Origin of the sequence: Niallia sp. NCCP-28, assembly GCF_023168165.1 — a bacterium.
Classification (GTDB): Bacteria; Bacillota; Bacilli; order Bacillales; family Cytobacillaceae; genus Niallia.
The window spans coordinates 1-25,978 of sequence record NZ_BQYJ01000003.1 but is presented as its reverse complement, the minus strand read 5'-3'; the positions used below and the strand labels follow the sequence as shown (position 1 = coordinate 25,978).

At 35.1% G+C, this 25,978-nt stretch carries 29 protein-coding genes; all 29 read right to left on the bottom strand.

Annotation, left to right across the window (positions count from 1 at the left end; genetic code table 11):
- Positions 1 to 12 precede the first annotated feature (12 nt).
- Positions 13 to 789: an undecaprenyl pyrophosphate synthase gene (locus tag NCCP28_RS09415; protein ID WP_248561171.1), complete on the bottom strand. Its 777-nt coding sequence runs from the start codon at positions 787 to 789 to the stop codon at positions 13 to 15.
- Positions 790 to 1,136: 347 nt separating this feature from the next.
- Positions 1,137 to 1,694 (bottom strand): ribosome recycling factor, encoded by a 558-nt coding sequence (frr, locus tag NCCP28_RS09410; protein ID WP_248561170.1) that lies wholly within the window; start codon positions 1,692 to 1,694, stop codon positions 1,137 to 1,139.
- Positions 1,694 to 2,419 carry a UMP kinase gene (pyrH, locus tag NCCP28_RS09405; protein ID WP_101175808.1) on the bottom strand — a complete coding sequence of 242 codons (726 nt, stop codon included), beginning with the start codon at positions 2,417 to 2,419 and terminating at the stop codon, positions 1,694 to 1,696. Before pyrH ends, frr begins: the two co-directional genes overlap by 1 nt.
- Positions 2,420 to 2,498: 79 nt before the next feature.
- Positions 2,499 to 3,383: a translation elongation factor Ts gene (gene tsf / locus NCCP28_RS09400; protein WP_248561169.1), complete on the bottom strand. Its 885-nt coding sequence runs from the start codon at positions 3,381 to 3,383 to the stop codon at positions 2,499 to 2,501.
- Between the two features lie 145 nt (positions 3,384 to 3,528).
- A complete protein-coding gene (gene rpsB / locus NCCP28_RS09395; RefSeq protein WP_248561168.1) occupies positions 3,529 to 4,230 on the bottom strand; it encodes a 30S ribosomal protein S2 in 702 nt (233 codons plus the stop codon).
- 155 nt (positions 4,231 to 4,385) lie between these two features.
- Positions 4,386 to 4,919, bottom strand: a complete 534-nt coding sequence (locus tag NCCP28_RS09390) for a hypothetical protein (protein WP_248561167.1) — start codon at positions 4,917 to 4,919, stop codon at positions 4,386 to 4,388.
- Positions 4,920 to 5,044: 125 nt separating this feature from the next.
- The gene (locus tag NCCP28_RS09385) at positions 5,045 to 5,809 is read right to left on the bottom strand and encodes a FliA/WhiG family RNA polymerase sigma factor (protein WP_248561166.1); all 765 of its coding nucleotides are present in this window, start codon (positions 5,807 to 5,809) and stop codon (positions 5,045 to 5,047) included.
- Positions 5,810 to 6,429: 620 nt separating this feature from the next.
- Entirely contained in the window at positions 6,430 to 6,927 is a 498-nt protein-coding gene (locus tag NCCP28_RS09380) for a chemotaxis protein CheD (RefSeq protein WP_248561165.1), read from the bottom strand.
- Positions 6,920 to 7,561, bottom strand: a complete 642-nt coding sequence (locus tag NCCP28_RS09375; protein WP_248561164.1) for a chemotaxis protein CheC — start codon at positions 7,559 to 7,561, stop codon at positions 6,920 to 6,922. Before NCCP28_RS09375 ends, NCCP28_RS09380 begins: the two co-directional genes overlap by 8 nt.
- A 2-nt stretch (positions 7,562 to 7,563) precedes the next feature.
- On the bottom strand, positions 7,564 to 8,034 hold the full coding sequence (locus NCCP28_RS09370; protein WP_248561163.1) for a chemotaxis protein CheW: 471 nt from the start codon (positions 8,032 to 8,034) through the stop codon (positions 7,564 to 7,566).
- Between the two features lie 30 nt (positions 8,035 to 8,064).
- The gene (locus NCCP28_RS09365; protein ID WP_248561162.1) at positions 8,065 to 10,125 is read right to left on the bottom strand and encodes a chemotaxis protein CheA; all 2,061 of its coding nucleotides are present in this window, start codon (positions 10,123 to 10,125) and stop codon (positions 8,065 to 8,067) included.
- 20 nt (positions 10,126 to 10,145) lie between these two features.
- On the bottom strand, positions 10,146 to 11,252 hold the full coding sequence (locus tag NCCP28_RS09360; RefSeq protein WP_248561161.1) for a protein-glutamate methylesterase/protein-glutamine glutaminase: 1,107 nt from the start codon (positions 11,250 to 11,252) through the stop codon (positions 10,146 to 10,148).
- Positions 11,253 to 11,261: 9 nt separating this feature from the next.
- Complete coding sequence (locus NCCP28_RS09355; RefSeq protein WP_248561160.1) at positions 11,262 to 12,125, bottom strand: MinD/ParA family protein; 864 nt, start codon at positions 12,123 to 12,125, stop codon at positions 11,262 to 11,264.
- A 1-nt stretch (position 12,126) separates the two neighbouring features.
- Positions 12,127 to 13,287, bottom strand: a complete 1,161-nt coding sequence (flhF, locus tag NCCP28_RS09350; protein WP_248561159.1) for a flagellar biosynthesis GTPase FlhF — start codon at positions 13,285 to 13,287, stop codon at positions 12,127 to 12,129.
- Entirely contained in the window at positions 13,284 to 15,320 is a 2,037-nt protein-coding gene (gene flhA / locus NCCP28_RS09345; protein WP_248561158.1) for a flagellar biosynthesis protein FlhA, read from the bottom strand. Before flhA ends, flhF begins: the two co-directional genes overlap by 4 nt.
- Positions 15,321 to 15,451: 131 nt before the next feature.
- Positions 15,452 to 16,537 carry a flagellar biosynthesis protein FlhB gene (flhB, locus tag NCCP28_RS09340; RefSeq protein ID WP_248561157.1) on the bottom strand — a complete coding sequence of 362 codons (1,086 nt, stop codon included), beginning with the start codon at positions 16,535 to 16,537 and terminating at the stop codon, positions 15,452 to 15,454.
- 1 nt (position 16,538) lies between these two features.
- Positions 16,539 to 17,315 carry a flagellar biosynthetic protein FliR gene (gene fliR / locus NCCP28_RS09335; RefSeq protein WP_248561156.1) on the bottom strand — a complete coding sequence of 259 codons (777 nt, stop codon included), beginning with the start codon at positions 17,313 to 17,315 and terminating at the stop codon, positions 16,539 to 16,541.
- A gap of 6 nt (positions 17,316 to 17,321) precedes the next feature.
- Positions 17,322 to 17,591 (bottom strand): flagellar biosynthesis protein FliQ, encoded by a 270-nt coding sequence (gene fliQ / locus NCCP28_RS09330; RefSeq protein WP_248561155.1) that lies wholly within the window; start codon positions 17,589 to 17,591, stop codon positions 17,322 to 17,324.
- A 15-nt stretch (positions 17,592 to 17,606) separates the two neighbouring features.
- A complete protein-coding gene (gene fliP, locus NCCP28_RS09325) occupies positions 17,607 to 18,272 on the bottom strand; it encodes a flagellar type III secretion system pore protein FliP (RefSeq protein WP_248561154.1) in 666 nt (221 codons plus the stop codon).
- Complete coding sequence (locus NCCP28_RS09320; RefSeq protein WP_248561153.1) at positions 18,265 to 18,942, bottom strand: flagellar biosynthetic protein FliO; 678 nt, start codon at positions 18,940 to 18,942, stop codon at positions 18,265 to 18,267. Before NCCP28_RS09320 ends, fliP begins: the two co-directional genes overlap by 8 nt.
- 26 nt (positions 18,943 to 18,968) lie before the next feature.
- On the bottom strand, positions 18,969 to 19,331 hold the full coding sequence (locus NCCP28_RS09315) for a response regulator (protein WP_101175825.1): 363 nt from the start codon (positions 19,329 to 19,331) through the stop codon (positions 18,969 to 18,971).
- Positions 19,332 to 19,358: 27 nt separating this feature from the next.
- A complete protein-coding gene (fliY, locus tag NCCP28_RS09310) occupies positions 19,359 to 20,585 on the bottom strand; it encodes a flagellar motor switch phosphatase FliY (protein ID WP_248561152.1) in 1,227 nt (408 codons plus the stop codon).
- Positions 20,575 to 21,573 carry a flagellar motor switch protein FliM gene (gene fliM, locus NCCP28_RS09305; RefSeq protein ID WP_248561151.1) on the bottom strand — a complete coding sequence of 333 codons (999 nt, stop codon included), beginning with the start codon at positions 21,571 to 21,573 and terminating at the stop codon, positions 20,575 to 20,577. Before fliM ends, fliY begins: the two co-directional genes overlap by 11 nt.
- 174 nt (positions 21,574 to 21,747) lie before the next feature.
- On the bottom strand, positions 21,748 to 22,176 hold the full coding sequence (fliL, locus tag NCCP28_RS09300) for a flagellar basal body-associated protein FliL (RefSeq protein WP_248561150.1): 429 nt from the start codon (positions 22,174 to 22,176) through the stop codon (positions 21,748 to 21,750).
- Positions 22,166 to 22,387 (bottom strand): flagellar FlbD family protein, encoded by a 222-nt coding sequence (locus NCCP28_RS09295; RefSeq protein WP_101175829.1) that lies wholly within the window; start codon positions 22,385 to 22,387, stop codon positions 22,166 to 22,168. Before NCCP28_RS09295 ends, fliL begins: the two co-directional genes overlap by 11 nt.
- Positions 22,388 to 22,446: 59 nt before the next feature.
- A complete protein-coding gene (flgG, locus tag NCCP28_RS09290) occupies positions 22,447 to 23,325 on the bottom strand; it encodes a flagellar basal body rod protein FlgG (protein WP_248561149.1) in 879 nt (292 codons plus the stop codon).
- Positions 23,326 to 23,406: 81 nt separating this feature from the next.
- A complete protein-coding gene (locus NCCP28_RS09285; protein ID WP_248561148.1) occupies positions 23,407 to 23,790 on the bottom strand; it encodes a TIGR02530 family flagellar biosynthesis protein in 384 nt (127 codons plus the stop codon).
- Between the two features lie 12 nt (positions 23,791 to 23,802).
- Positions 23,803 to 24,432 carry a flagellar hook assembly protein FlgD gene (flgD, locus tag NCCP28_RS09280; protein WP_248561147.1) on the bottom strand — a complete coding sequence of 210 codons (630 nt, stop codon included), beginning with the start codon at positions 24,430 to 24,432 and terminating at the stop codon, positions 23,803 to 23,805.
- Between the two features lie 18 nt (positions 24,433 to 24,450).
- Positions 24,451 to 25,978: flagellar hook-length control protein FliK (locus NCCP28_RS09275; protein ID WP_248561146.1), on the bottom strand; the 1,528-nt coding region annotated here is incomplete at its 5' end.

Sequence of the window (25,978 nt, the reverse complement as noted above, 5' to 3'; positions counted from 1 at the left end):
TCACAACCCTTATTAGACTCCTCCAAAACGCCTTTGCCTGTTTTGGAATACTTCAATTGCCTCTATTAAATGTTCTTCGCTGAAATCCGGCCAAAAAACTTCCGTAAACCATAATTCTGTATAAGCCAGCTGCCATAACATAAAGTTGCTGATTCTTAGTTCTCCGCTAGTGCGGATCAGCAAATCTGGATCTGCCATGCCTTCTGTCATTAAATACGAAGAAAAAAGTTCCTCTGTTATATCATGTGCATCTATATCATTATTTTTACAGTCATTCACCAAATTTTTGATCCCATGAAGAATTTCGGATCTGCTTCCATAATTCAAAGCAAAATTTAAGATTAATCCGGTATTATCCTTTGTTTTTTCCTTTGCATCTTCCAATGCCTTTAATGTATGGGCAGGTAATTGCTCTATATAGCCGATTGATGTAACTTTTACATTTTTTTCAATCAATTCAGGCAAAAATGTACTTAGAAATTGTTCAGGCAAGGACATGATATACTCTACTTCTTTTTTAGGCCTTTTCCAATTTTCAGTAGAAAATGCATATAAAGTCAAAACTTTTATTCCCAATTCATCTGCCATTTTTGTTATTCTTTTTACACACTTCATGCCCTCATGATGGCCTGCAATTCTTGGAAGATTTCGTTTTTTAGCCCAGCGACCATTACCATCCATTATAATTGCAATATGTTCTGGAATACTTTGTTGCTTTAGGACATTTATCCGTTCCTGCAGACTTGAAGAAATAGCCCTCTTCTTCCAAAACGTTAGCTTGTTAAACATACAAATAGCTCCTCCAAAATAAATCCTCTCATACCTTCTATTAAATAAACTAAACTTTCCAGTTACTTCCTTATGTACTATAATTAATAGAAGTTTCCCTTTATATCTTAAAGGATAGGATAGCGCCTAAGCAACTATCAGTTTTATCAAGCAGCTCCAAATAGTTAAAAAACCCCCTAAAATTAGAGGGTTCAATCTATTTGCAAACGTCCACTTTCTTTTTAGTTGTAAAAAATTTATTGACACTAAATTGTCCAAATCATCTTTGCTCCATTTAGCATTCTTATTCTTTTTAACAACAAAGCTTGCCGTTTCACTACAAGAAAGTTCTAATTAAAGAAAAATCCTTACACTTCTAAGATTTCTTTTTCTTTTTCTTTTGTTAAAGAATCCACTTTTGCAATGAATTCATCCGTTAATTTTTGAATATCTTCACCATATCCACGAAGTGCATCTTCTGTAATATCTCCACTTTTTTCCAGCTTTTTCAAATCATCATTTCCATCACGACGAATATTGCGAATCGCTATTTTTGCTTCTTCTGCTTCTTTTTTTACATTTTTCACTAATTCTTTACGGCGTTCTTCTGTTAACATTGGAATCGATAAACGAATTATACTTCCATCATTAGATGGATTTAATCCAATGTCAGACTTTAAAATTGCTTTTTCAATTTCGCCAAGAATACTTTTATCATATGGTTGAATAACCAAAAGCCTTGCTTCTGGTACGCTAATGCCTGCTAATTGATTAACAGGTGTTGGCGCCCCGTAATAATCAACTGTTATTCTATCTAAAAGAGCCGCATTTGCTCTTCCTGCACGGATGCTTGCTAGTTCACGTGAATAGCTTTGAATCGCTTTATTCATTTTTTCTTTTGTTTGATCCATAACTTGTTTCGGCATTATTTTTTCCCCCTTACTAGAGTTCCAATTGTTTCACCCATAACTGCTCTTTTTATATTGCCGTTCTCCATAATAGAAAAGACAATTAAAGGAATATCATTATCCATACATAAAGAAGATGCGGTTGAATCCATTACCGCCAATCCATCTTTAATTACATCAAAATAAGTTAATTCATCAAATTTTGTCGCATTTTTATCTACACGAGGATCAGCTGAATAAACGCCATCCACATTGTTTTTCGCCATTAAGATTACTTCTGCTTCTATTTCAGCAGCACGTAAAGCAGCAGTTGTATCTGTGGAGAAATAAGGATTTCCAGTTCCAGCAGCAAAAATAACTACGCGTTTTTTTTCTAAATGACGAATAGCGCGCCTTCTGATATATGGCTCTGCTACCTGTCTCATTTCAATGGATGTTTGCACACGCGTTTCAATTCCTAACTGTTCTAAACTGTCTTGAAGCGCTAATGAGTTCATCACCGTTGCAAGCATGCCCATATAATCAGCATTAGCACGATCCATTCCCATTTCTTCTCCGATTTTGCCGCGCCAAATATTTCCCCCGCCTACAACAACAGCCGCTTCTACACCTAGCTCTGCTACCTCTTTCACTTGCTCAGCTACATTTTTAATTACCGCAGGATTGATGCCGAATCCTGCTTCTCCAGCTAATGCTTCACCACTTAATTTAAGAACAACACGTTTATATTTTGGATTACTCATGAAAACCTCCGCTTAAGTTAAATATCTTGAAAAATAGGGAACACCATGGTGTTCCCTATAAAAAACTTTTATCATTCATTTATTTTTTGTTTACTTGGTTCATAACTTCTTCTGCAAAGTTATCTTCGCGTTTTTCAATTCCTTCTCCTACTTCATAACGAACAAATTCACGAATTGTAGCACCTTTTGATTCTACAAATTGGCGAACTTTTTGGTCAGGATTTTTCACGAAAGTTTGGTCAAGTACACAAACATCTTCAAAATATTTGCCTAAACGGCCTTCAACCATTTTAGCAACGATTTTTTCTGGTTTTCCTTCATTTAAAGCTTGTTGTGTTAATACTTCTTTTTCATGCTCTACTTCTTCTTGAGAAACTTGATCGCGAGAAACATATTTAGGGTTTAATGCAGCGATGTGCATTGCAACATCTTTTGCAACTGAATCCTCAGTTGTTCCTTCAAGAACTGTTAACACACCGATGCGTCCACCCATATGAAGGTATGCACCAAATGCATCGTTGTCTGTTTTTGTTTTGATTTCAAAACGGCGTAAAGATAATTTTTCCCCAATTTTAGCGATTGCTGCATTGATATGTGATTCTACTGTTGTGCCTTCTACGATGTTTTGAGCAGTCGCTTCTTCAACAGATGCAGGTTTATTTTGTAATAAATGATCAGCTAATTCCTTAACTAATACTTGGAAACCTTCGTTTTTCGCAACGAAATCTGTTTCTGAGTTTACTTCAAGAATAACTGCATCATTTCCGTTTACTGAAATATAAGTTGTACCTTCAGCAGCAATACGATCTGATTTTTTAGCAGCACTTGCAATTCCTTTTTCACGCAAGAAATCGACCGCTTTCTCCATATCACCATTAGTTTCAGTTAATGCTTTTTTGCAGTCCATCATTCCAGCACCAGTTTTTTCACGTAGTTCTTTAACCATTTGAGCTGTTACAGCCATAGTAGTTATCCTCCTTGTATGAATATGTATTATTTTTTTATCCAATAATAGGCTTTTTTAAGCAGTGTTCTTTAAAAAAAGGTGATAAGAGGGATTCCCTTTATCACCTTTTATCTTTTTGCAACATGCAAAATCCGTTTGGAAATTAAGCAGTAGTTACTTCTTCGCCTTGTTTAGCTTCTAAAATAGCATCTGCCATTTTTGCAGTTAATAATTTAACAGCACGGATTGCATCATCATTTGCAGGAATAACAACATCAATTTCATCTGGATCACAGTTTGTATCAACAATACCTACAATAGGAATGTTTAATTTATGTGCTTCAGCAACAGCAATGCGCTCTTTGCGTGGGTCTACAATAAACAAGCAATCCGGAATTTTTTTCATGTCTTTAATTCCGCCTAAGAATTTTTCTAAACGCTCTAATTCTTTTTTCAATTGAACTACTTCTTTTTTAGGAAGCACTTCGAAAGTTCCGTCTTCAGACATTCTTTCGATATCTTTTAAACGTGCAATACGTTTTTGGATTGTTTCAAAGTTTGTTAAAGTTCCACCTAACCAGCGTTGGTTTACAAAGTATTGACCAGAACGGATAGCTTCTTCTTTAACTGAATCTTGAGCTTGTTTTTTTGTTCCTACGAAAAGAATAGTTCCGCCGTTACCAGCAAGCTCTTTTACATAGTTGTAAGCTTCCTCAACCTTTTTAACTGTTTTTTGAAGGTCGATAATATAGATGCCGTTACGCTCTGTGAAAATGAATTTTTTCATTTTTGGGTTCCAACGGCGAGTTTGGTGACCGAAATGTACACCAGCTTCTAATAATTGTTTCATTGAAATAACTGACATGTTTTTTCCTCCTAATGGTTTTGATTTCCTCCGCCTTTTTCATTTTTAATCAAAACTGTACAGCCGTACAGCACCAATGATTAAATCCAAAAGCGTGTGTATTAACACCAGTTGTTAATATAGCATATGTAAGTAAGACAATCAAGTTATTCCTGCTATTTTTGTCTAAATTTCAGCAATAATTCTATTTCTGTTTTGCCTTTATTTAATATTTTAGCAATTTCCTCTATTTTTTTTCCTTGTTTCTGTAAATCGACAGCTTGATCCAACAAAGTTTTTTCCTCTGCTGCATCAGGTTTGATTAACCCTAATAAATTTTCTGCCGTATCTTCTTCTAGATTTTTTTTATTTTGATTTGTATTTTTATATGCTTTTACCATCTGTTTATTAAGTAGACCTTTCGGAAGATTACCTCTGTTTTTCTCAGCGGAATCAAAGGGAATATTAACGTTTTCTTCTTCTTTTTTTGCCTTTTCCCCTTCCGCCTTCGTAATCTTCTGAATAAATTGATCGTTTTCTTCTTTTACTTCTGCAATAAAAGTCGAAATTATTTCTTCCATTTCCCTTATCACTTGCTTTTGCTGTTTTTCCATAGTGACAAAACGATTTTGTCTAATATACAAAAGGGCAATGAATAAAAATGCCAACATGTTTAAAGTAATGCTTAAAATCAATAAAAAAGTAATCAAACTAATCCCTCTCGCATTTAATTCTGTTTTTTAGAACTATTTGTTTTTATATTATTTATCTTCTCGTATTCCCCTAAAAACTCTGCTCTTTTTTATGCCAGCTCTTATTTAACAGCAGTCCTTGCCTATATTATTTTTTCTAAAGATTGCCTTAATCTATAGATGGCCTTTGAATGGATTTGAGAAATTCTTGATGTCGAAAGATTCATAACTTGTCCAATTTCTGTTAAAGTCAACTCTTCCTTGTAAAATAAGCTGATGACCAATTGCTCTTTTTCATTTAATTGCTCAATCATCTCCACCATTTCTTTAATTAATTCATCTTTTACAATTTTCTCTTCTGGAATAGCTGTTTTATCATCTCGTATTGCATAGGTCGATCCTTCTTTTTCCTCTTGGTCATTTAGCTGTTCGTCAATGGAAAGTACATTTGCAAAAAAATGTTCATTCATCGTCGTATACACTTCTTCTGGCGTAAGATCCAATTCAGATGCAACTTCTTCAATTGTTATATTTCTCATTTTTTGCTGTTCCAATTTTTCTATTGCCGCTTCGATTTTTTTTGACTTTTCTCTCGTGCCTCTTGAAAGCCAATCTTCTTTTCTTAATCCATCTATTATGCTGCCCCTTATCCGAAACGAAGCATATGTATCAAATTTCAAATCTCTTTTTGGATCAAATTTTTTTAAGGCATCATAAAGTCCCATCAGCCCTAGGCTATTTAGCTCTTCTTTTGAAACGCTTCTTGGAAGACCTACAGATATTCTCTGAACATGAAAACTGACTAAAGGCATATATTTTTTGATTAAAACATTGCCTGCATCAGCATCTCTTGTTTCACTCCATAAATTCCAGGCATTTTGATCTTCTGTTGTCAATTCATTGCCCATCCTATTTCCTCCTAACAAACAACATGCACTGCATCAGTTTATTCCTCTACTTTAGATATCGCAGTCCATCCAATTTATATACCCTGTTATCTTATTATAACCAAAAACTTTTTTGTTAGCTGAGAATCAGATTTATCTTTTTCCCATTAAAATCCATTACTTCATAGATTCATTTACACTTTACTTTTTCATCCAAACAGTGCATTATTCCTCATATCATAATAAAGGATCCGTTTGCTTTACATTTATCTCATTAATCTTATTTTCAACTAAATTAATAGTTAAGTAACATATACCCATTGTTTTGTCCTAACAGTACACTTTTTTATTTTATCAAAAGATTCAAGATTAAACTTTATGAAATCCATCTTTTTTAGATTATGTTAATCTGTATAATCAATAAGCGGTTTTTGTATAAATTGGTATTCTTAAAACCCAGCCTGAATACCCTTCACTTTTCATGGAAAAACAACGAAAAGGCTGGATGCTCCTCCATTTTATATGTAAAAACCAAAAACTTTGAAGAATTAGGCTAGTGATAAAACATCTTATAATTATGCCCTTTTTAAATGGAGAAGAAAAATAAACCTAAAAAAACCATTCTCCAACGAGAACGGTTTTTACAAAACGCTTGTTCCTTTATTTACAGTTCGAATGGTTAACTGACAGTTTTCCGGATTAAACTCAATTGTTCTGCCACTATTTCCTCCAACATCTTCAGCAAAGATCTGAATATTCAATTGCTGTAATTCCTTTTTTACTGCTTCCACATTTCTAGGACCTATTCTCATGATGTCAGTTGTTCCTGAAAATTGAAACATTTGGGCGCCACCTGCAATTTTTGCTTTTAAAGCTGTTTTTTTAGCGCCTAGCCCTTCTAGTTTTTTCACAAGGGCAATAATAGCTGTATCAGCAAATTTTGCTATATTTATTGGAGTCGTTTTTGATAAGGAGGAATCTGGGAGCATAATATGAGCTAACCCTGCCACCCCCCTTAATTGGTCATACAATACAACCCCAACACAAGAGCCTAAACCAGATGTTCTAATCAAATTTGGCACTTTTATTATGTTCATATCCGCAATACCCACTTTAACAACAGTTATTTGTTCAGTCATCAATAGTCACTCCAAGTGCCTTAAATATTATATGAAAAGAAGTTGGGTCGGGCAGCAAAAAAAAGTGACCATTAACACTTTCAGATACACTTGTATTTTCTTCATTGATGGCTGTATTAATAACAATTGCATAGTCACTTACTTGCGACAATTCAATTAAGCCATAACTTACAATCGCACCAGCCATATCAATGGCCAGTGCAGGTACAGATGGATACAAAGACAAATTTGTAAAATCTGATAAAGAGGATAAATAGGATCCAGATAAAATATTGCCCAACTCTTGCAGGGCTGATAAGGGCAATTCACCAAATGGAGGCTGCTGCAGATCTATTGATTCATCGCCAATCATGTCTTTAACAAAATTAGTTGCTTGCTCAATAGGCAGCATAAAAAACATGCTTCCAGAAACATCCCCTTCAATTCTCAAGAACACTCCTGCCACGATATTTTCGCTTCCGCCAGCCAATTCCATAATTTCGTCAAAGGATACAATTTGGACATCTGGCACTTGCATATCAATTTTTTTATTCAGCAGTTTTGATAACGAAGTTGCAGCATGTCCTGCTCCAATATTACCTATTTCTTTTAATACATCCATATGCAAGGAGTGAATATTATCTATAAATGCCATTGTTACCCTTCACTTCTCATATAATTTTTTAATATTTCCCTATCAAAAACTTTTTCCAGATTCACGAGAATCAGCAATCTTTTTTCTAATTTCACCACACCATTTATATAGTCTACTTCTGTGCCGAAAGCAGCTTCTGGAGATGGTTCAAATGTATCTTCATATACATCTACGACATCATTTGCACCATCTACAATTAATCCTACATCCATATCATTTAATGTGATGATAATAATGCGTGTTCGATCAGAATATTCTAGCTCATCAAGTCCAAATCTTAAACGAAGATCAATAATTGGCGTAACCACACCTCGAAGATTTATGACGCCTTTTACAAATGGAGCGATATTTGGTATGCGTGTAATATGCATCATCTTTTCAATCGAACGAACTTGATGCACTGGAATTGCATACTCTTTTCCTTTTAGTTCAAAAATAATTAATTTTACATCTGTTGCCACAGATTCTGCCATTATCTTCATCCCTTTCTATCAGCCTATTAACTATTTAATTAGTGCATTGCAGTCCACAATTAGCGCTACTTGACCATCTCCTAAAATAGTAGCGCCAGAAATAGCAAAGGCGTAGGAAAGATAGCTGCCCAATGATTTAAGTACAACTTCTTGCTGGCCAATAAAGGAATCTACCACAAGAGCCGCCAATTTATCCCCTTTTCTAACAATAACTACAGAATAAAATTCGTCTTCTTCTTTTGTTGCCGGAACCTCAAATAAGTCTTTTAAGAATAAAAGCGGGACCACTTTCCCTCGGAAATCAATGACAGTCTGATTATGCCCTTGCAATACATCCTCTTTATTCACAATAGCGGTTTCTATAATAGAAGAAAGCGGAATTGCATATTTTTCTTCTTGAATTTCAACTAGCATGACAGAAATAATGGAAAGTGTTAATGGCAACTGAATAGAAAATAAAGAGCCTTTTCCTTCTTGTGATTCAATCGTAATATTGCCGCCTAGCGCTTCAATAGTGCTTTTTACAACATCTAATCCGACACCCCGTCCTGAAATATCAGAGATTTTATCAGCAGTTGAAAAGCCTGAAGCCAGAATTAATTCTGCTATCTGGGAATCTGTTAAACTATTAGCTGCTTCTTTTGAAATAATCCCTTTATTTAATGCTCTTTCTAAAACCTTCTTTTTATTTATCCCTGCACCATCATCTTCTAGCTCAATAAAAACATGATTACCGCTATGGTATGCTCTTAATATGACAGTTCCTTCTTCATTTTTATTGCTGGCTCTACGAATTTCTGGCGTTTCAATGCCATGGTCTAGAGCATTTCGAATAAGATGGACAAGGGGATCGCCTATTTCATCAATTACTGTCCGATCTAGCTCTGTTTCGGCTCCCACTATTTCTAAGTTGATTTTTTTATTTAAATCTCTTGCAAGCTGGCGAACCATGCGTGGAAAACGATTAAACACCGTTTCTACAGGAACCATTCTCATATTTAAAATAATATTTTGCAGATCTCCTGTGGTACGAGACATTCTTTCTACTGTTTCATGAAGTTCTTGGTCTTTTAAATCCTGGGAAATTTGTTCTAATCTTCCTCTATCAATCACTAATTCTTCAAATAGATTCATTAAGATATCTAGTCGCTCAATATTTACTCGAATTGTTTTGCTTGATTGTTTTGCAGAAACCGCAGTGGCCGCTTTTTCTTCTTGATTATTTTCTTCCTGCTGCGTTTGACTTTCGAAAGTATCTTTTAACTCACTCTCTGCTGCGTCACTGCTTTTGGCTGGGACAATGCTTTCTCGATTCACAATTGTTTCTTCTAAAAATACAACTGGTTTAACTTCCACATTGTCCACTTCAGAAACTTTCATAACTCGCGCTTTAATGCCATCCGCATCTTCTTTTGAAATAAATGTGATAATAAAACTATCATCAAATTTCTCTTCCTCTAATTCTTCCACCGAAGGATTAGCTTTAATTACTTCGCCTAAGCTTTCTAATGCCTCAAATATCATAAATACCCTTACTGCCTTTAATAAGCAATCTTGTCTTAAAGTAACGCTGATTTCATAAGGGAAAAATCCTTGTTCAGATGATTGCTTCATTACTGTTATTTCAAAATCATCATAGCTTGCAGCAGCATTTTTTTCTTCTACTGCAACAGTTGCTGCAACTTCTTCAGCCGCTACATCAAAGATAACTTCACCCTTTTCAATAGCAGCCAATTTTTTGACTACACTCTCTACATTCTTTTTTCCGTCTCCACCTGTTTCAATCGATGCTATCATTGCTTCTAAGTCATCTACTGCTAAAAAAATCACATCCAATATTTCAGGTGTAAATGCAATCTTTTGATTACGAATGGCATCAAGGACATTCTCCATTTGATGAGTAAGACTTGCTAAATCCTCATATCCCATTGTTGCAGACATACCTTTTAGTGTATGGGCAGAACGGAATATTTCATTTACTATTTGAATATTTCCTGGGTTTTTCTCCAATTCCAGCAAATGTTCATTGCATGCTTGCAAATGCTCCTTGCTTTCTTCGATAAAAACTTCTAAATATTGATTCATCTCCACTTGCTTCACACCCCTTGGCGTTATACATATTTCATGATTGTCTCTGCAATATTTTCTACATTCTCGATATTATTAATATAATTAGTTGCAATCGCCGCTTTTGGCATTCCAAATACAATCGAGGTTTCTTTTGATTCTGCAATTGCTTTTATTTCACCCTGACTAGCTAATTCCACTAGTCCATTTTTTCCATCTGAGCCCATTCCAGTCATTATAACGGCAATTTTTTCATAATTATTGATCGTGCTTGCGGATTGAAACATAACATCCACAGACGGTCTGTGACCATTAATTGGTACAGTCTGATCAAGATGGACAGCAATATTTCTGCCAATAGACTTTGCTTTCAAATGAAATCCGCCAGGAGCAATATATGCTACACCTCTGTGAATAAATTCTCCGTGCACAGCTTCCTTTACCGTTATCTCCGAAAGAGAATCTAACCGGCTTGCAAGTGACTTTGTAAAATTTGGCGGCATATGCTGTACAATTAGTATAGCCGCATTAATATCTCTTGGCAGTTTGGTAATAACATGCTGAAGCGCTCTAGGCCCCCCTGTAGATGTTCCAATAAGTATAAGCTTTTGTTTATTGCTGTTCCACTTTTCTGTAGCGAAAGACTTTTGATTTTGCTTCTTTTCGTCTCGTGGTTCTATTTTACTATAATTTCGTTGAGGAATAATAGTACTTTGTCCCTTATGCGGCAAATTTAAAATCGTTTTTACCTTTACTGAACTTGCAGAAACTACTTTATCCACTAATTCCTTTTTTACTTTATATAAATCGAGAGAAATGGATCCAGATGGTTTTGCAATAAAATCAATGGCACCTATCTGCATCGCATGGAGGGTATTATCTGCCCCTTCAAGCGTTGTGCTAGAAAGCATAATAACGGGAACCGGGTTTTCTTCCATAATCCGTTTTAATGCGGCAATGCCATTAAGAACTGGCATTTCTACATCTAATGTTACAACATCAGGTTTTAGTTCTTTAATTTTCTTAATTCCGTCTTCACCGTTTCTTGCTGTAGCAATAACTGTAATGCGAGGATCTTCTGAAAGAAAATCGGTAATAAGCTTGCGCATAAATGCCGAATCATCCACTATTAACACTTTTATTTTTTCCATGTTAACGCACTACCTTTCAAACAAAAACCTCTTTAATTTTGTCACAAATGGAGGTTTATTTATTGTCGTTAGTTCAGAAAACTGTTGTTTACAATATCTATCGGCAATTTCAAACAATGCTTTAGCGGCTGTTGACTTTTCATTAAAGAAAACTAAAGGAATTTGACTTCTAACAGCCTTTACGACACTCTGATCTTCAGGTATCATTCCTAAACATAATACTTCTTTTCCAAGAAAACGATTCAATACATTTTTTAGCTTCTGAAAAGTTTCCATGCCGTCTGTACTTGTTATTGTTCGATTAATTATCAAATAAAAAGGCATATCCTTTTTATGTAAATGAATAAATTTCATCGTTGCATATGCGTCTGTTATGGAAGTCGGTTCTGGTGTCGTAATGACCATTACTTCATCTGCAGAAAGAATGAATTTTAAAGAATCTGTGCTGATTCCTGCTCCCATATCGAACAAGACATAATCATACATGTTTAATACATTTGTGAAATCATAAAAAAATTTCCCCAGATCTTTATGCTCCATATGGACAAACTTAGTTAAACCAGATCCACCTGCAATAAAATGAATGCCTTCTTTTCCTTGATTAATAATTTCTGATAAAGGCGTATTATTTTCAAAGTAATCAACAATGGTAGCATTGGTTTGTGTTCCCATTAGAATATCGATATTGCCCATTCCAATATCCATATCTACTAACAGAACGGAATATCCCTTTTTTATTAAAGAAAGGGAAAAATTAAGAGAAAAGTTAGATTTCCCAACTCCTCCCTTTCCACTCACAACAGCTATTGTTTTTTGCTTTCGAATACGTTGATTTTTAAATCTTTCACGTAAATTTGCAGCTTGATCTGTCATATTATTCGACCTCGATTATCCTATTTACAATCTCATGGGGAGTTGCTGCAAGCATATCTTCTGGAACATTTTGTCCTGTTGTGATATATGCAACGCCTTTTTTATATTTCATAATTAAATTTAGCATGCTCCCAATGGCAGATGTTTCATCTATTTTTGTAAAAATAAAATGATCAATACGCATAGTTGAAAATTGCTGATAAATTACTTCCATATCCCTTTGTTTTGCTGTTAAAGATAAAACAAGCAATGTTTCCATCTCTCTTTTATAATCGACTACTTTTTGCAAATCTTCAACATACTTTTGATTTCGGAAATTTCTTCCTGCTGTATCAATTAAAATAATATCGCACATAGCTAATTTTTTTGTGGCATTTTCAAAATCATCTAAGTTATAGCACACTTCTAAAGGAACGTTTAAAATATTTGCATATGTTTTAAGCTGCTCAATCGCTGCAATCCGGTACGTATCTGTTGTAATAAAACCAATTTTCTTCTGATGCTTCAACATTAATTCTGCAGCCATTTTGGCTAAAGTAGTAGTTTTTCCTACCCCTGTTGGCCCAATGACATTAATATATTTTTTGCTGTAGGTAATATCTCCAAAAGAGTATGGCGACAATTTTTCCAGCAGCATGTCTCTTATCCACATTTTTACCTCTGCTACTGTTTTGCTGCCCCCTTCTACATACCACTTCTCCATAACATTCGCTAAAATAGTTTCTCTTATTTCTTTATCGATTTCTTGCTTTTCCAGCACAGCCAATACTTCAAGTACTGCACTAGGGATAGTTAAATGATTTGCTGCATTATGTTCAGATATTTCTTTTACGGCACGTTTTAGTTCATTCAGCTGCTTTAATACTTGATCTGGTTTCTCTACGCTTGACTTTATCTCGTTTTCTTTTAAATCGTTAGTTTTAGTAACAAAAAATGAATTTGGCGGAGTATTTATTTTATCCATGTTCCTTTGAACTTCTTCTTGTTTCATTTCCGGATCAATCGCTGCTAATACTTCAATATTTCTTTTTTTGAACACGCCTAAAAATCCGCCTGTATAAATTACCTTTGAGTGCAATATTACAGCTTCCGACCCTAGTTGCTCTCTTACTTGCTTCATAGCTTCTGGCATACTTGGTGCAATAAATTTTTTTATCTTCAATCGACATTCACCACCCCTACACTCTGCACTTCTACATCTGCTTCTAATTCGTTATAAGATAAAATCGGCACTTGCGGAAAATACCGCTCTGTCAATTGTCTTACATACATTCTTACTGCCGGCGAACATAATATAATCGGAATTTGCTCCATGATGGAAAGCTGTTCGACTTGATTTGCGATTGCTTCTAATATTGCTTGAGACGCTCCTGGATCAATCGCTAAATAATTGCCATGTTCTGTTTGCTGAATATTATCTGCTATTAATTTCTCTACTCTTCCTGACAAAGTAATAACCTTTAACGAACTCCCTTTTGCTGTATACTGATTGGTTATTTGCCGTGCCAATGCTTGTCTTACATATTCCGCAAGCAAATCTGTATCACTTGACAGTTTCCCAAAATCAGCCAATGTTTCAAAGATTATCGGCAAATTGCGGATTGATACATGTTCTTTTAATAATTTTGCCAATACTTTTTGAATATCCCCGATCGACAATGGATTTGGAGTCACTTCTTCAATTAAAATCGGATAGGATTCTTTTACATGATCTACTAATTGTTTCGTTTCTTGTCTTCCTAATAATTCATGTGCATTTGCTTTTATCACTTCTGTAATATGCGTTGAAACAACAGAAGGAGGATCTACTACAGTATATCCAAAGATTTCTGCCTGTTCTTTTACTTTTTCTGTTATCCATTTTGCAGGCAAGCCAAAAGAAGGTTCAATCGTATCGATTCCTTCAATGGAATCATCCTCCATTCCAGGGCTCATCGCTAAATAGTGGTCAAGCAGAAGCTCTCCCCGCGCCATTTCATTTCCTTTAATTTTTAATCGATATTCATTTGGCTGCAGCTGAATATTATCTCGAATGCGGACAACAGGAATAATAAGTCCTAATTCAATTGCCAGTTGTCTTCTGATCATGACAACACGATCTAAAAGATCTCCACCTTGATTGGCATCTGCAAGAGGGATTAATCCATAACCAAATTCAAATTCAATCGGATCAACATTAAGCAATGATACAACATTTTCTGGACTCTTTAATTCTTCTGTCTGGGCTTCTTCCTCCATCTCCTGGATTTCTTCTAAATTTTCCTTTGGCGCTTTTGATAGTTGATATCCACCAAAACATAATAACCCTGCAATTGGGATTGTCATTAAATCATTAATGGGTGTAACGATCCCTAATAGAAAAATAGTTCCTCCTGCTACATAAAGCATTTTCGGATAAGACAGTAATTGCTTCGTAATATCTAAGCCTAAATTACCATCAGAAGCAGCTCTTGTTACCACAATCCCAGTTGCAGTTGAAATTAATAATGCAGGTATTTGACTTACTATGCCGTCTCCTACTGATAATAAAGAAAAGTGATTTGCAGCATCCCCAGCAGCCATATCCAACTGGGTCATGCCAATCACTATTCCAAAAATCAAGTTAATAAAAACAATGATAATACCCGCAATAGCATCTCCTTTAACAAATTTGCTTGCTCCATCCATTGAACCGTAAAAATCCGCTTCTCTGCTTACTTTTTCCCGTCTTGCTCTTGCTTCTTTCTCAGAAATCATGCCTGCATTTAAATCAGCATCAATGCTCATTTGCTTTCCTGGCATTGCATCTAATGTAAATCTTGCCGCAACTTCTGAAACACGCTCCGACCCCTTAGTAATAACAACAAATTGAATAATAATTAATATTAAAAAGACAACTAATCCTACAACGATGTTTCCTCCAACTACAAATGTGCCAAAAGTATGGACTACTCCCCCAGCATCGCCTGTGGACAAAATGGATCTGGTAGTCGATACATTTAATCCTAAACGAAACAATGTCATCAATAATAACAAGGATGGGAAAATAGAAAATTCTAATGGCTCCTGCATATTCATAGTCAATAATAATATTAGTAAGGCCAAAGAAATATTTAAAAGAATTAATATGCTTAAAAGCCACGTCGGAAAAGGGATGATCAGCATGGCCACAATTAAAATAACACTAAATACTACCGTTAAGTCTCTACCAGACATATGTTTCGCTCCTAACTAGTCACACTTCCATCATTTCTTGCTTATCGTCCTATCTTTTCATTTAATATTAATAAAAGGGCAATTCCAACCTCAAAAATGAATGTCTATGAAATAAGCCCCCAGAAAAACCTTTATATTTTTTCATTTCTTGTACGATAAACAAATGCGAGCACTTCTGCTACTGCTTTAAAAAATTCTTCTGGAACGATATCGCCAATTTCCACTTGACTATATAAAGCTCGTGCAAGTGGGCGATTCTCTACTATTGCCACATCATTTTCCTTTGCGATCAACTTTATTTTTTGAGCAACAAAGTCTACTCCTTTTGCCACAACATATGGTGCATCATATTTATCCTCATCATATTTTAAACAAATAGCGTAATGAGTCGGATTCGTTATAACAACATCTGCAGCAGGAATGTCCTGCATCATTCTTCTCATGGCCATCTCTCTCTGCTGCTGCTTAATTTTGGATTTTATTAATGGATCCCCTTCCATATTTTTATATTCATCTTTAATATCTTGCTTTGACATTCGAATATTTTTTTCATAATCATAACGCTGGTACATAAAATCCAGCAGCGATAAAAATAATAAAGCTCCTGACGCATATAATCCCATCTGCACCGTTAATTTAGCCAATGTGATTAATATGGAATAAGTTGATTTTTGTGATAAAACAAGAAGTTCACTAAATTTAGACCATAATACAGCAAATGTAATGATGCCAATGATGCTTATTTTTAAGATTGATTTTAATAATTCAACAATTGATCTCATGGAAAATATTCGTTTAAATCCAGATAAAGGATTAATTTTATCCAATTTAAATTGAATGGTTTCTGTTGAAAACATAATTCCAACTTGCATATAATTGCTAATAAGTCCTCCTACCAAGGCAGCAGCCAAAATAGGAATCAGTAATAAGGCCATTTCTTTTAAAACATCTACAAGTATTCCCTTAATAGATTCATCTGTTATATTGATCAATAAAACGTCTTGCAAAGAATGATTCATTAAAGAAACAAACCCTTTAAGCATATAGCTGCCTGTAAAATACAGAACAGCAAACACTGCAATTAATACAATTGCCGTATTAACATCTTGACTTTTGGCAACTTGTCCCTTTTTGCGTGTATCTTGTCTTTTTTTCGGCGTTGCTTTTTCTGTTTTTTCTCCCGCAAAGTACTGTAAATCTAAAACTAGAAGCTTCACATTATGAACCTCCCAATATGTTCATTATTCCCCGCATTGCGTTAAGAATAGTTGTAAAAAGATTGGAAACAGATGCCATTAATACACCCATTACAATCATTAATATCACTAACCCAGCAATAATTTTTATCGGCACACCAACAACAAAAATATTTAATTGAGGAACTGTTCTTGCTACTATTCCCAAAGCTACATCCACCAAAAAAATACTAGCTACAACTGGGATAGACATTTGAAAAGCAACAGCAAACATAACAGAAAACGACTTTATTAAATATAGGGAGACATTCTCCTGTCCAAACGCTATCCATGCTTGATCCAATGGAATAAATTGATAACTGTAATAAATGCCGTCCAATAAAAGATGATGACCATTTACCGACAATAAAAAAAATAAGGCCACAATATTTAAGTATTGCCCTGTAAGAGGACTTTGGGCTCCTGTTTGCGGATCCATAACATTTGCCATCGCAAATCCCATTTGAAAGTCAATTAAGCCTCCAGCAATCTGGACGGCAGAAAATAGCATATAAGCCAAAAAACCAATAAACAATCCTACGAGCGCTTCTTTTAAAATAAGTAAATAATATGTACCATCAATGGTTAAGACAGGAGCATCCAGATTAAAAAAAATAAGAATGGAAAGAAAAAACCCTAAACCTATCTTATGATTTGTTGGAATCGTCCGATAAGAGAATAAAGGGAGCATAAGAAAAAATGATGTAACACGCACTAATACAAGTAAAAAGCTTGGAAATTTCGGCAGAAAATCAATCATCTCTCATTACCCTATAAACCTTGTTAAATTTGAAAATATATCAACAGTGTAAGAGAGCATATGGCTTAGCATCCAGGAACCAAAAAATACAATTCCAAGGAGCACTGCTACTATTTTTGGAACAAAAGCTAAAGTTTGCTCTTGTATTTGGGTAGTAGCCTGAAAAATACTAATCACTAGCCCTACAACTAATGCAATAATAAGCAACGGTCCACTGACAATTAGTACGGTTAGTATTCCCTTTTCTGCAACGGATATAACCATTTCTTGCGACATCTAATTCACACCTTCTTAAAAACTTTCTAATAAAGATTTAACAACCAAGTACCAGCCATCTACAAGAACAAACAGCAAGATTTTAAATGGGAGGGAAATCATAACCGGCGGAAGCATCATCATCCCCATCGACATTAAAATACTCGCAACAATCATATCGATTACCAAAAAGGGAATAAATATCATAAATCCAATCTGAAATGCTGTTTTTAACTCACTAATAGCAAAAGCAGGAACAAGTGTTGTTAAGGGAATATCTTGAATAGACTTAGGTTTTTCGGCACCAGAATATTCCAAAAACAATGCCAAATCTTTTTGTCTTGTATGTTTGCTCATAAATTCTTTAAAAGGCACTGCTGCTCGATCATAGGCTTGTTCCAACGTTATTTTTTCATTAAATAAAGGGGTTAAAGCTTTATCATTCACCTCTTGGAATGTTGGTGCCATAATAAAAAAAGTCAAAAATAAAGATAAGCCAACAATCACTTGATTTGGCGGCATTTGTTGGGTCGCAAGCGCCGTTCTGACAAAGGAAAGAACAATCACAATTCTTGTAAAGCAAGTCATTAAAATCAAAATACTCGGTGCTAAAGAAAGGACAGTCAACAATAATAACAGCTGTACTGAAGTAGAAACATTTTCAGGAGAACTGTCATTAAAAAATTGCATAAATTCATTCATCTTTTTCTGACCCTTTCTTTTCCTTTTCACCCAATGCTTCTTTGCGGCGATTAGAAATTTCTTGTAATTGTTTTTTTAAATGTGCAGCAAAAGGCGCATTATTATTTGTTTCTGCTGGCGTTCTATTTGCCTTCCCCATTACCTTTGTCACAATATCGCTTGGAATAATCAACTGATCCATTTTTCGATTATAGTCCTCTAAAATCTCTTTATACTCTGCTTCATCTTCGATTTCTTTAATTAAATGAATATTTTCTCCTACCCCAACAACTAATAGGCGCTTTCCGAGCTTTACAATTTGAATGGAACGATTCGCTCCAAGAGACGTCCCGCCTAAATTCTCGATTAATTGTGAGCTTTTATAAGAATGGTTGCGTTTATTAATAAACTTTAAAAGGACATACAAAAGTGCCACAACAAACACAGTGGCAAATACCATTTTGACAATATCAAAAAAAGAAATTCCAATATTAGCAGTATCTTTTGCTATATTTGTTTCTTTTTGCGTTTGTCCCTGACCTTCCTTTGTGCTCTCTTTTTCATCACTTGTTGAGTCTTCAAACATATCATGAACACTATTATCAAGCTGCTCTGCATAGGCTTGATTTCCCAAGCCTATGAGAACAAAAATGAGTAGTGAACTTGTAAATAAATACTTTAATCTATCCACTAAAGGCACCCTCTACTTTTTTTAACTTAACCCAATGTTTTGCTAATAGCTTCTAATACACGGTCTGCTTGAAATGGTTTCACAATAAAGTCTTTTGCTCCCGCCTGAATGGCATCTATTACCATCGCTTGCTGCCCCATCGCAGAACACATAATTATTTTAGCATTCGGATTAATTTTTTTGATTTCTTTTAATGCTGTAATGCCATCCATTTCGGGCATTGTAATATCCATCGTAACTAAATCTGGCTGTGTTTCTTTGTATTTTTCGATTGCCTGCATGCCATCAGCAGCTTCCCCAACAATTTCATATCCATTTTTTGATAGTATATCTTTAATCATCATGCGCATAAATGCTGCATCGTCCACTATTAAAATCTTTTGTGCCATAAATCTCTACCCCCATTAAAATAATGATTATCTTAGTTTATTTAAACGATCGCTTTGACTAACAATATCGGTTACTCTTACACCGAAATTTTCATCAATAACGACTACTTCCCCCTGTGCAACAAGACGATTATTTACCAATATATCGACCGGCTCACCTGCTAATTTATCCAATTCAATGATAGAACCTGCTGTTAATTCTAAAATTTCTTTTACGGAGCGCTTGGTTCGTCCCAATTCTACTGTTACTTGAAGAGGAATATCCAGCAGCATATTTAAATTTTTTGTCTCCGGTTCTGCAGGTGTAAATGGTTCAAAATTTGAAAATACAGCTGGTTGCACATTCGGTTGTGAGCCATTCGGAAAACTTGCCCCGAAATGTTGCGTTGGGTGATTGACTGGCTGTGGAGCAGTCGGTTGAGCTGCTTGATTTAATGGAGCATATTGATTGTACCCTCCACCAGTGCCTTCCGAATAAGCAGGCGAGACTAAAACATCTTCCACAGTTGGTTCTTTTGGCTCATAAACAGAATTATAATCTAAATTGGATGGATTGGAAACTTCTTCTGTACTATCTGCTGTATTTAATAAGCCTTCTACTAATTTTTTGGCGAAAGGCAGCTGCAATAATTGCATGATCTTTGAATCAATAAGTGTTCCAATTTTTAAACGAAAGGATATTTTCACAAAAAGATCATCTGCTGGAATCTTGTCTGTGCCTTCTCCTTGTGTTAAATCAAGTATATCAATCGTAGGCGGCGATATATCAACTCTTTTATTAAAAATAGTTGACATAGAAGTAGCAGCAGATCCCATCATTTGATTCATCGCTTCCTGAACAGCGCTCATTTGGATTTCTCCCATTACCTCTGATGGATTTATTCCATCACCACCAAGCATCAGATCAGCAATAATGCTGGCATCTGATTGCTTTATTACTAATAAATTCATTCCTGAAAAACCTTCTGTATAATTTACTCGTATCGCCACATATGGATGAGGGAACTCTTCTGGAAGCCTATTTCTCAAAACGACACCTACACTAGGTGTTGTAATATCTACTTTTTGATTCAACAAAGTAGACAATGCAGTAGCAGAACTGCCAAATGATATATTGCCGATTTCCCCTAAAGCATCTTGTTCCATTGCAGATAAATACTCTTCTACCACTAATTCTGTTTGTGGTTTTTCAATATCGTCGCCTCTTAATAAAGCATCTATTTCATCTTGTGAAAGCATATCTTTACTCATCATCTTCTTTCCCCCTCTCTAAAGCCCCTAAAATTTGAACAGCTATTTTTTTATTGACTTTACCTGGCTGTCCATAAAATTTAGGAATATCTCCTACTTTAATAAGCAGAGGTTCTTCTATTGTTTGATTCATTTCTATAACATCGCCAACATCCAGCATTAAAAAATCCTGTATGGAGATTTCTGAAGTTCCCAATTGTGCTGATAACGGGATAACTGATTTTTTTACATTATTTTCTAGTCCTTTTATCACTTCAGGTTCTGGAGCCTTTTTTTCTGTTTGCATCCAATAATGTCCAGATAATTTTTGGATAATCGGTTCTAATACAACATGAGGAATGCAAATATTAATCATTCCGCTTGTATCGCTGATTGTCGTATTTAACGAAATAACCACAACAGTTTCATTTGGAGAAACCATTTGCAAAAATTGAGGATTTACTTCAAATTCCTCTAAAGATGGTTCAATATCAACTAGCTCTTCCATTGCTTCCCGAAAATAGTCAAAAGCATTTTCAAAGGTATTAGACATTATTTTTGTTTCTATTTCTGTTAAATTTTCTACTTTATTAATGCTGGATCCTCTGCCGCCCATCATTCGATCCATCATTGCATATGCAATATTAGGATTTACTTCCATAAGAACTCGTCCATTTAAAGGTGCTACATCAAACACATTCAATATAGTCATTTTGGGAATCGAGCGAATAAATTCTTCATATGGTATTTGATCAGCAGAAGCAACATTAAATTGTACATATGTTCGCAACTGTGCAGAGAAAAACGTCGTCAGCAATCGAGCAAAATTTTCATGTATGCGTGTTAAGCTTCTGATTTGATCTTTCGAAAACCGGAGTGCCCGTTTAAAATCATACACTTTTACCTTTTTTTCTAATTGCTCTTTTTTTAGCTCCTCTGCATCCATTTCACCAGAAGTTATAGCAGATAATAGTGCATCTATTTCATTCTGGGATAGTACATCTCCTGACAAAAAATCTTCACCCCTTAAGTATGATGATCCCATCATTTATCATGTCTAACGGCAGTATGTCCTCGTTATTTCTAAGAGGAAACGGAGTTTATACTACTCATCAACCTGATTTTCCCCATTAACCAACACGGATTAGGTTCAGACAAAATTTTTCACTGCCTTAAATACTTTACATTATTGAAGTAGAGAACTGGTAATATAAACCTGGATCACTTTTCCTTCTTGCATGTGCTCATTTATTTGTTCTTTTAAATCATTCTCCAATGTAATTTGTCCTTTTTTCCCTTTCATATCTTCCACAGTTTTTTCCGAAAGCTCTTGAATTATAATATTTTTCACTTGGAAATCCCTTTTTTCTAATTCTTCTTTTGCTTTTTTGCTGTCTGTTTGGATTTTAAATGATATTTTAATGAAATTATCAGTTGCTAAATTTGTGGTCATTTCTTCAATATCTACGGAGGACTCAATCACTTCATCAATAGAAGGCTCTTTTTCTTTTTGATCTCCAGTATACTTCCATAAATAAAAAAATGCTCCAGCACCAACAATGGCAATGGTAAGTAATAGTATTAGCATAATCATAAGTATTTTATTATTCTTCATTGTGCTTCTCTCCCAAGTTCGGTAATCCGAAAAGGCTCACAGATCGATAAAATTGATGTATCAATTCCATCAGTTCTTGCTCGGTCTCTTTTACAACATATTTATTTCCATTTGACAGCATAATTGTTGTATCTGGAAATAATTCAATTGTTTCAATAAACAAAGCATTCAATTTAAATTTTTTACCATTTAATCGTGTTACAGTTATCATCAATTATTTTTTAGAGACTAATGAATAAGTATCCACTAGCCTCTAAATCCCCCTTCTACTTATCGTTTTAAGTTAAGCAGTTCTTGCAAGATTTCATCAGATGTTGTAATAATTTTGGAGTTAGATTGGAAGCCCCTTTGCCCAACAATCATTTCTGTAAATTCATCTGTTAAATCCACGTTGGACATTTCAAGGTATCCGCTGTTGATGGCACCAGTACCGTCTTCTCCTGAAAATACCAGACCACCAAGTTGGGTAGTTGTTGGCTGTGATAATCCTCCTGAGTTTGCAGATGTTTGATACATATTTGCTCCTACTTTTGTTAACCCTTCTGGATTAGAAACTTTTGCAAGAAGAATTTGACCGGCTTGTCTAGTTTCTCCATTTTCATTAATATACGTAATAATTCCATTAGAACCGATACTGAAACTTTGTGCACCAGTAGGGATTACCGTGCTACCTACAACATTTCCTGAGGAAGTAGGTTCTCCATTATTATCTCCTGTAATTCCCCCTGTTACCTGCAATTTCAATCCATTCGAACTTACAATATTTCGATCGGCATCTAAATAAAAATTACCTGCTCTTGTATAATATTGTGTATTAGCGTCAGGTCCTGCTAATACAAAATATCCTTCACCAGAAAGTGATAAGTCAAGGGTTCTTCCAGTTGTCTGCATACTTCCTTGTGTAGCAATTGTATCAACTGATGCCACTTGTGAACCTAAACCAATTTGCTTTGGATTCATCCCTCCAGCATTAGTTGTAGTAGATGGAGCCGTTGCACCAGCTGTTGTTTGACTGATTAAATCGCTGAATGTTGCTCTTCCCTTTTTAAAACCATACGTATTGACGTTTGCAATGTTATTTCCGATAACATCTAATTTTGTTTGAAAGTTTTTCATTCCTGTAACACCTGAATATAATGAACGTAACATTTGCTTTTTCTCCCTTCAATTTCACTGCTTCTATCCTTCCACAGTGACAGCTTCCATTATTGGTCCAGCTGATTTTTTTATTTATTCATTCATAACGATTGTGCCATTTATATTTGTAAAGATTTGTTCGGTTGCTTCTTGTCTGTCCATTGCAGTAATAACTGTATTATTTTTGGCACTGACAATAAGTGCAGCATCATTAAGAAGAACTAATGATTCTTTTACACCCATTTGCCTTGCCTGTTTAACTTTCGCTTCTATTTGCTGCCATTTTGTCTCATCAATCACAATCCCTCGTTGCTGTAAGCGCTCATTGGCGTGTTTGCTGATGCTTAGTTTATCAAATGTGTCAATAGATGTCTTTAAATGCGCTGAAAATGTCCCATTATTTTTAAATTTAATGGCATTTACGCCTTTTTTTATGGCAGCTTGTGATTGAAAAGCAGGATAAACAGATTTATCCATTTCAATCACTTCCTATTCAATTTTAGTTATTTGCTTGGAAGTGATTTGTGTGTTGTTTGCATCATTTAACGTGTATTGCATCACGCCATTTTTTGACGACACGGATTTCACTTCGGCGCTTTGTTCTTCCTGATTATCATTTAAATAGGTGACAATCTTTCCAATCAGTTGACTTGCTGATGCCAAATTACTTGTTTCTGCACTTATGCTAGAAATATTGGCAGGCGATAAAGTTGTGCCATCTTCTAATGTAAATTCTACACTATCATTTTTATAGGCTAGAGATGCCACTTTGCCTGTTCCGGAAGTTGTCGTTTCTGCACCTGAATTATCTGTTTCTGTTTTCGTCCAGTTCACTTCTTTGCCGACAAATTGGCCATATGATATTAAATTGGATTGTGTCTGCAATGTAATAAAACTTTCCATCGTTGTATTCATATTGGTCATTTGTTCCAGAGAAGAAAAGGTAGCCATTTGTGCAATAAAATCTTTATCCTCTAACGGTTTAGTTGGATCCTGGTTTTGCAATTGTGTAATTAATATTTTCAAAAAGTCGTCTTTTCCTAGAGCAGAGTTTCCAGTTGCTTTTGTTTGCTCTTGATAATTTGCTAAATAAAGGGACGAATCAATTGTATTCGCCATATTCTCACCTCCTCCAACTTATTCCATATTAAGAAGCTCTTCCAAAAAGGTTTTTCTTTGTTTTTCTCGCTCTTTCTGCTGGGAAGGCTGCTCTTCTTTTTGCTGCTGCTCTTGCTGTTGTTGCTGATGCTGTTGATTATCTTTTGCCGTTTTATCTTGAGGAGATGGAGTATACGAAATATCTAATTTATCTACAACAGCATTTTGCGAACCAAGAGTATGTTTAATGCTTGTTAAATGAGTTTCCAACACGTCTTTTGCTTCTTGTGAAGCAGTAAAGATTTTCGCTGAAATATTGCCTTCTTTTTGATAGATTTCTATTTTTATAGAACCTAAATGATCTGGAGCTAACCTTAGCGTAAATGTTTGATTATCCCCATTATTGACAAACTTTCCATTTGAAAGCACCTTCTCTAATTGTTCTCGCAACTGATGTGCTGAAACTGGATTGCCGCTTGCTGTTAAGAGTACTAATGGTTCTTGTTTTGCTGAGATTGCTGTTTGCATTTGTCCTACAACAATTGTTTTGGCATCTGTTTCATTCTTTTCCACTAGCGGTTTAATACTTTCCATTCTAACACTTTCCACATCATTTGTTTTTTTTATGGAACCTATCATTAGTGGATTTACCATTTTGGCAAACATTGCATTTGGCTTTTCTTCTTTTTTTGCAGCTGTATTCAACTTATCTACAATGCTCGAAACCAATGACTTGATGTTATTTAGCTGGAATGGCGTTTCTTCCCCTTCTGTTGCTGCTTCTGCTGGCTTCACTGCTTGACTAGAAATTTTCAGTTGGGTATCTGCTCTTCCTACAAAAGTTTTGTAATGAAATGGGTTTATTGACTGTCCACTATGCATTATCTGGCCTGAATTTATTGCAGCTTCATCTATAATTGCATTTGCACGAGCTTGTGAACCATTTGCCATGACGGCATCCTTATTGTGTTCATTTGCTCGTCTTTCCGCCATTTGAGAAGATGTTTGATAAAGCAGCGGATTAATTAATTGTACCGTATCAAGCGCCATTGTTTGATTCAGAGACATTGCTTCTTTTTGATTTGACTGCAAATTCGGCTGCAAACTAGCTGCTTCATTTATTTTTGTGCCCGCATGAATAGGCAGCTCTTGTTCCGTATTCTCTGTTATATTCATTCCATTTGTTTGCCTAATTATTCCACTACTGCTTGTTGGAGTTTCTTGTAATAAAGTAGTCTTATTACTGTTTTTTTCACTATTAGCAGCTTGTGATGCAAAATTTGTGTTTGCAAACTGACTTCTAAAACGATTGAAGGCTTTTCCTTCCGTTACTTGCTGTAATTGTTCAAATAAAGGAGTTATTCGGTGCGCTGATTCATTCGCATTAGACAAATTCTTCATTTCTGCATGTGCTTCCATAGTTCGAACACTTTGATCTCTTCTTATTTTGCCTAAACCATCAGCATACTCTTTATTTTGTTGTGCTAATTGACTAGTATCCTGACTGAATTTTAATATTTCTTCGATTGGATGCCCAGTTCCTTCTGACATAAATGTTCTTTCATCC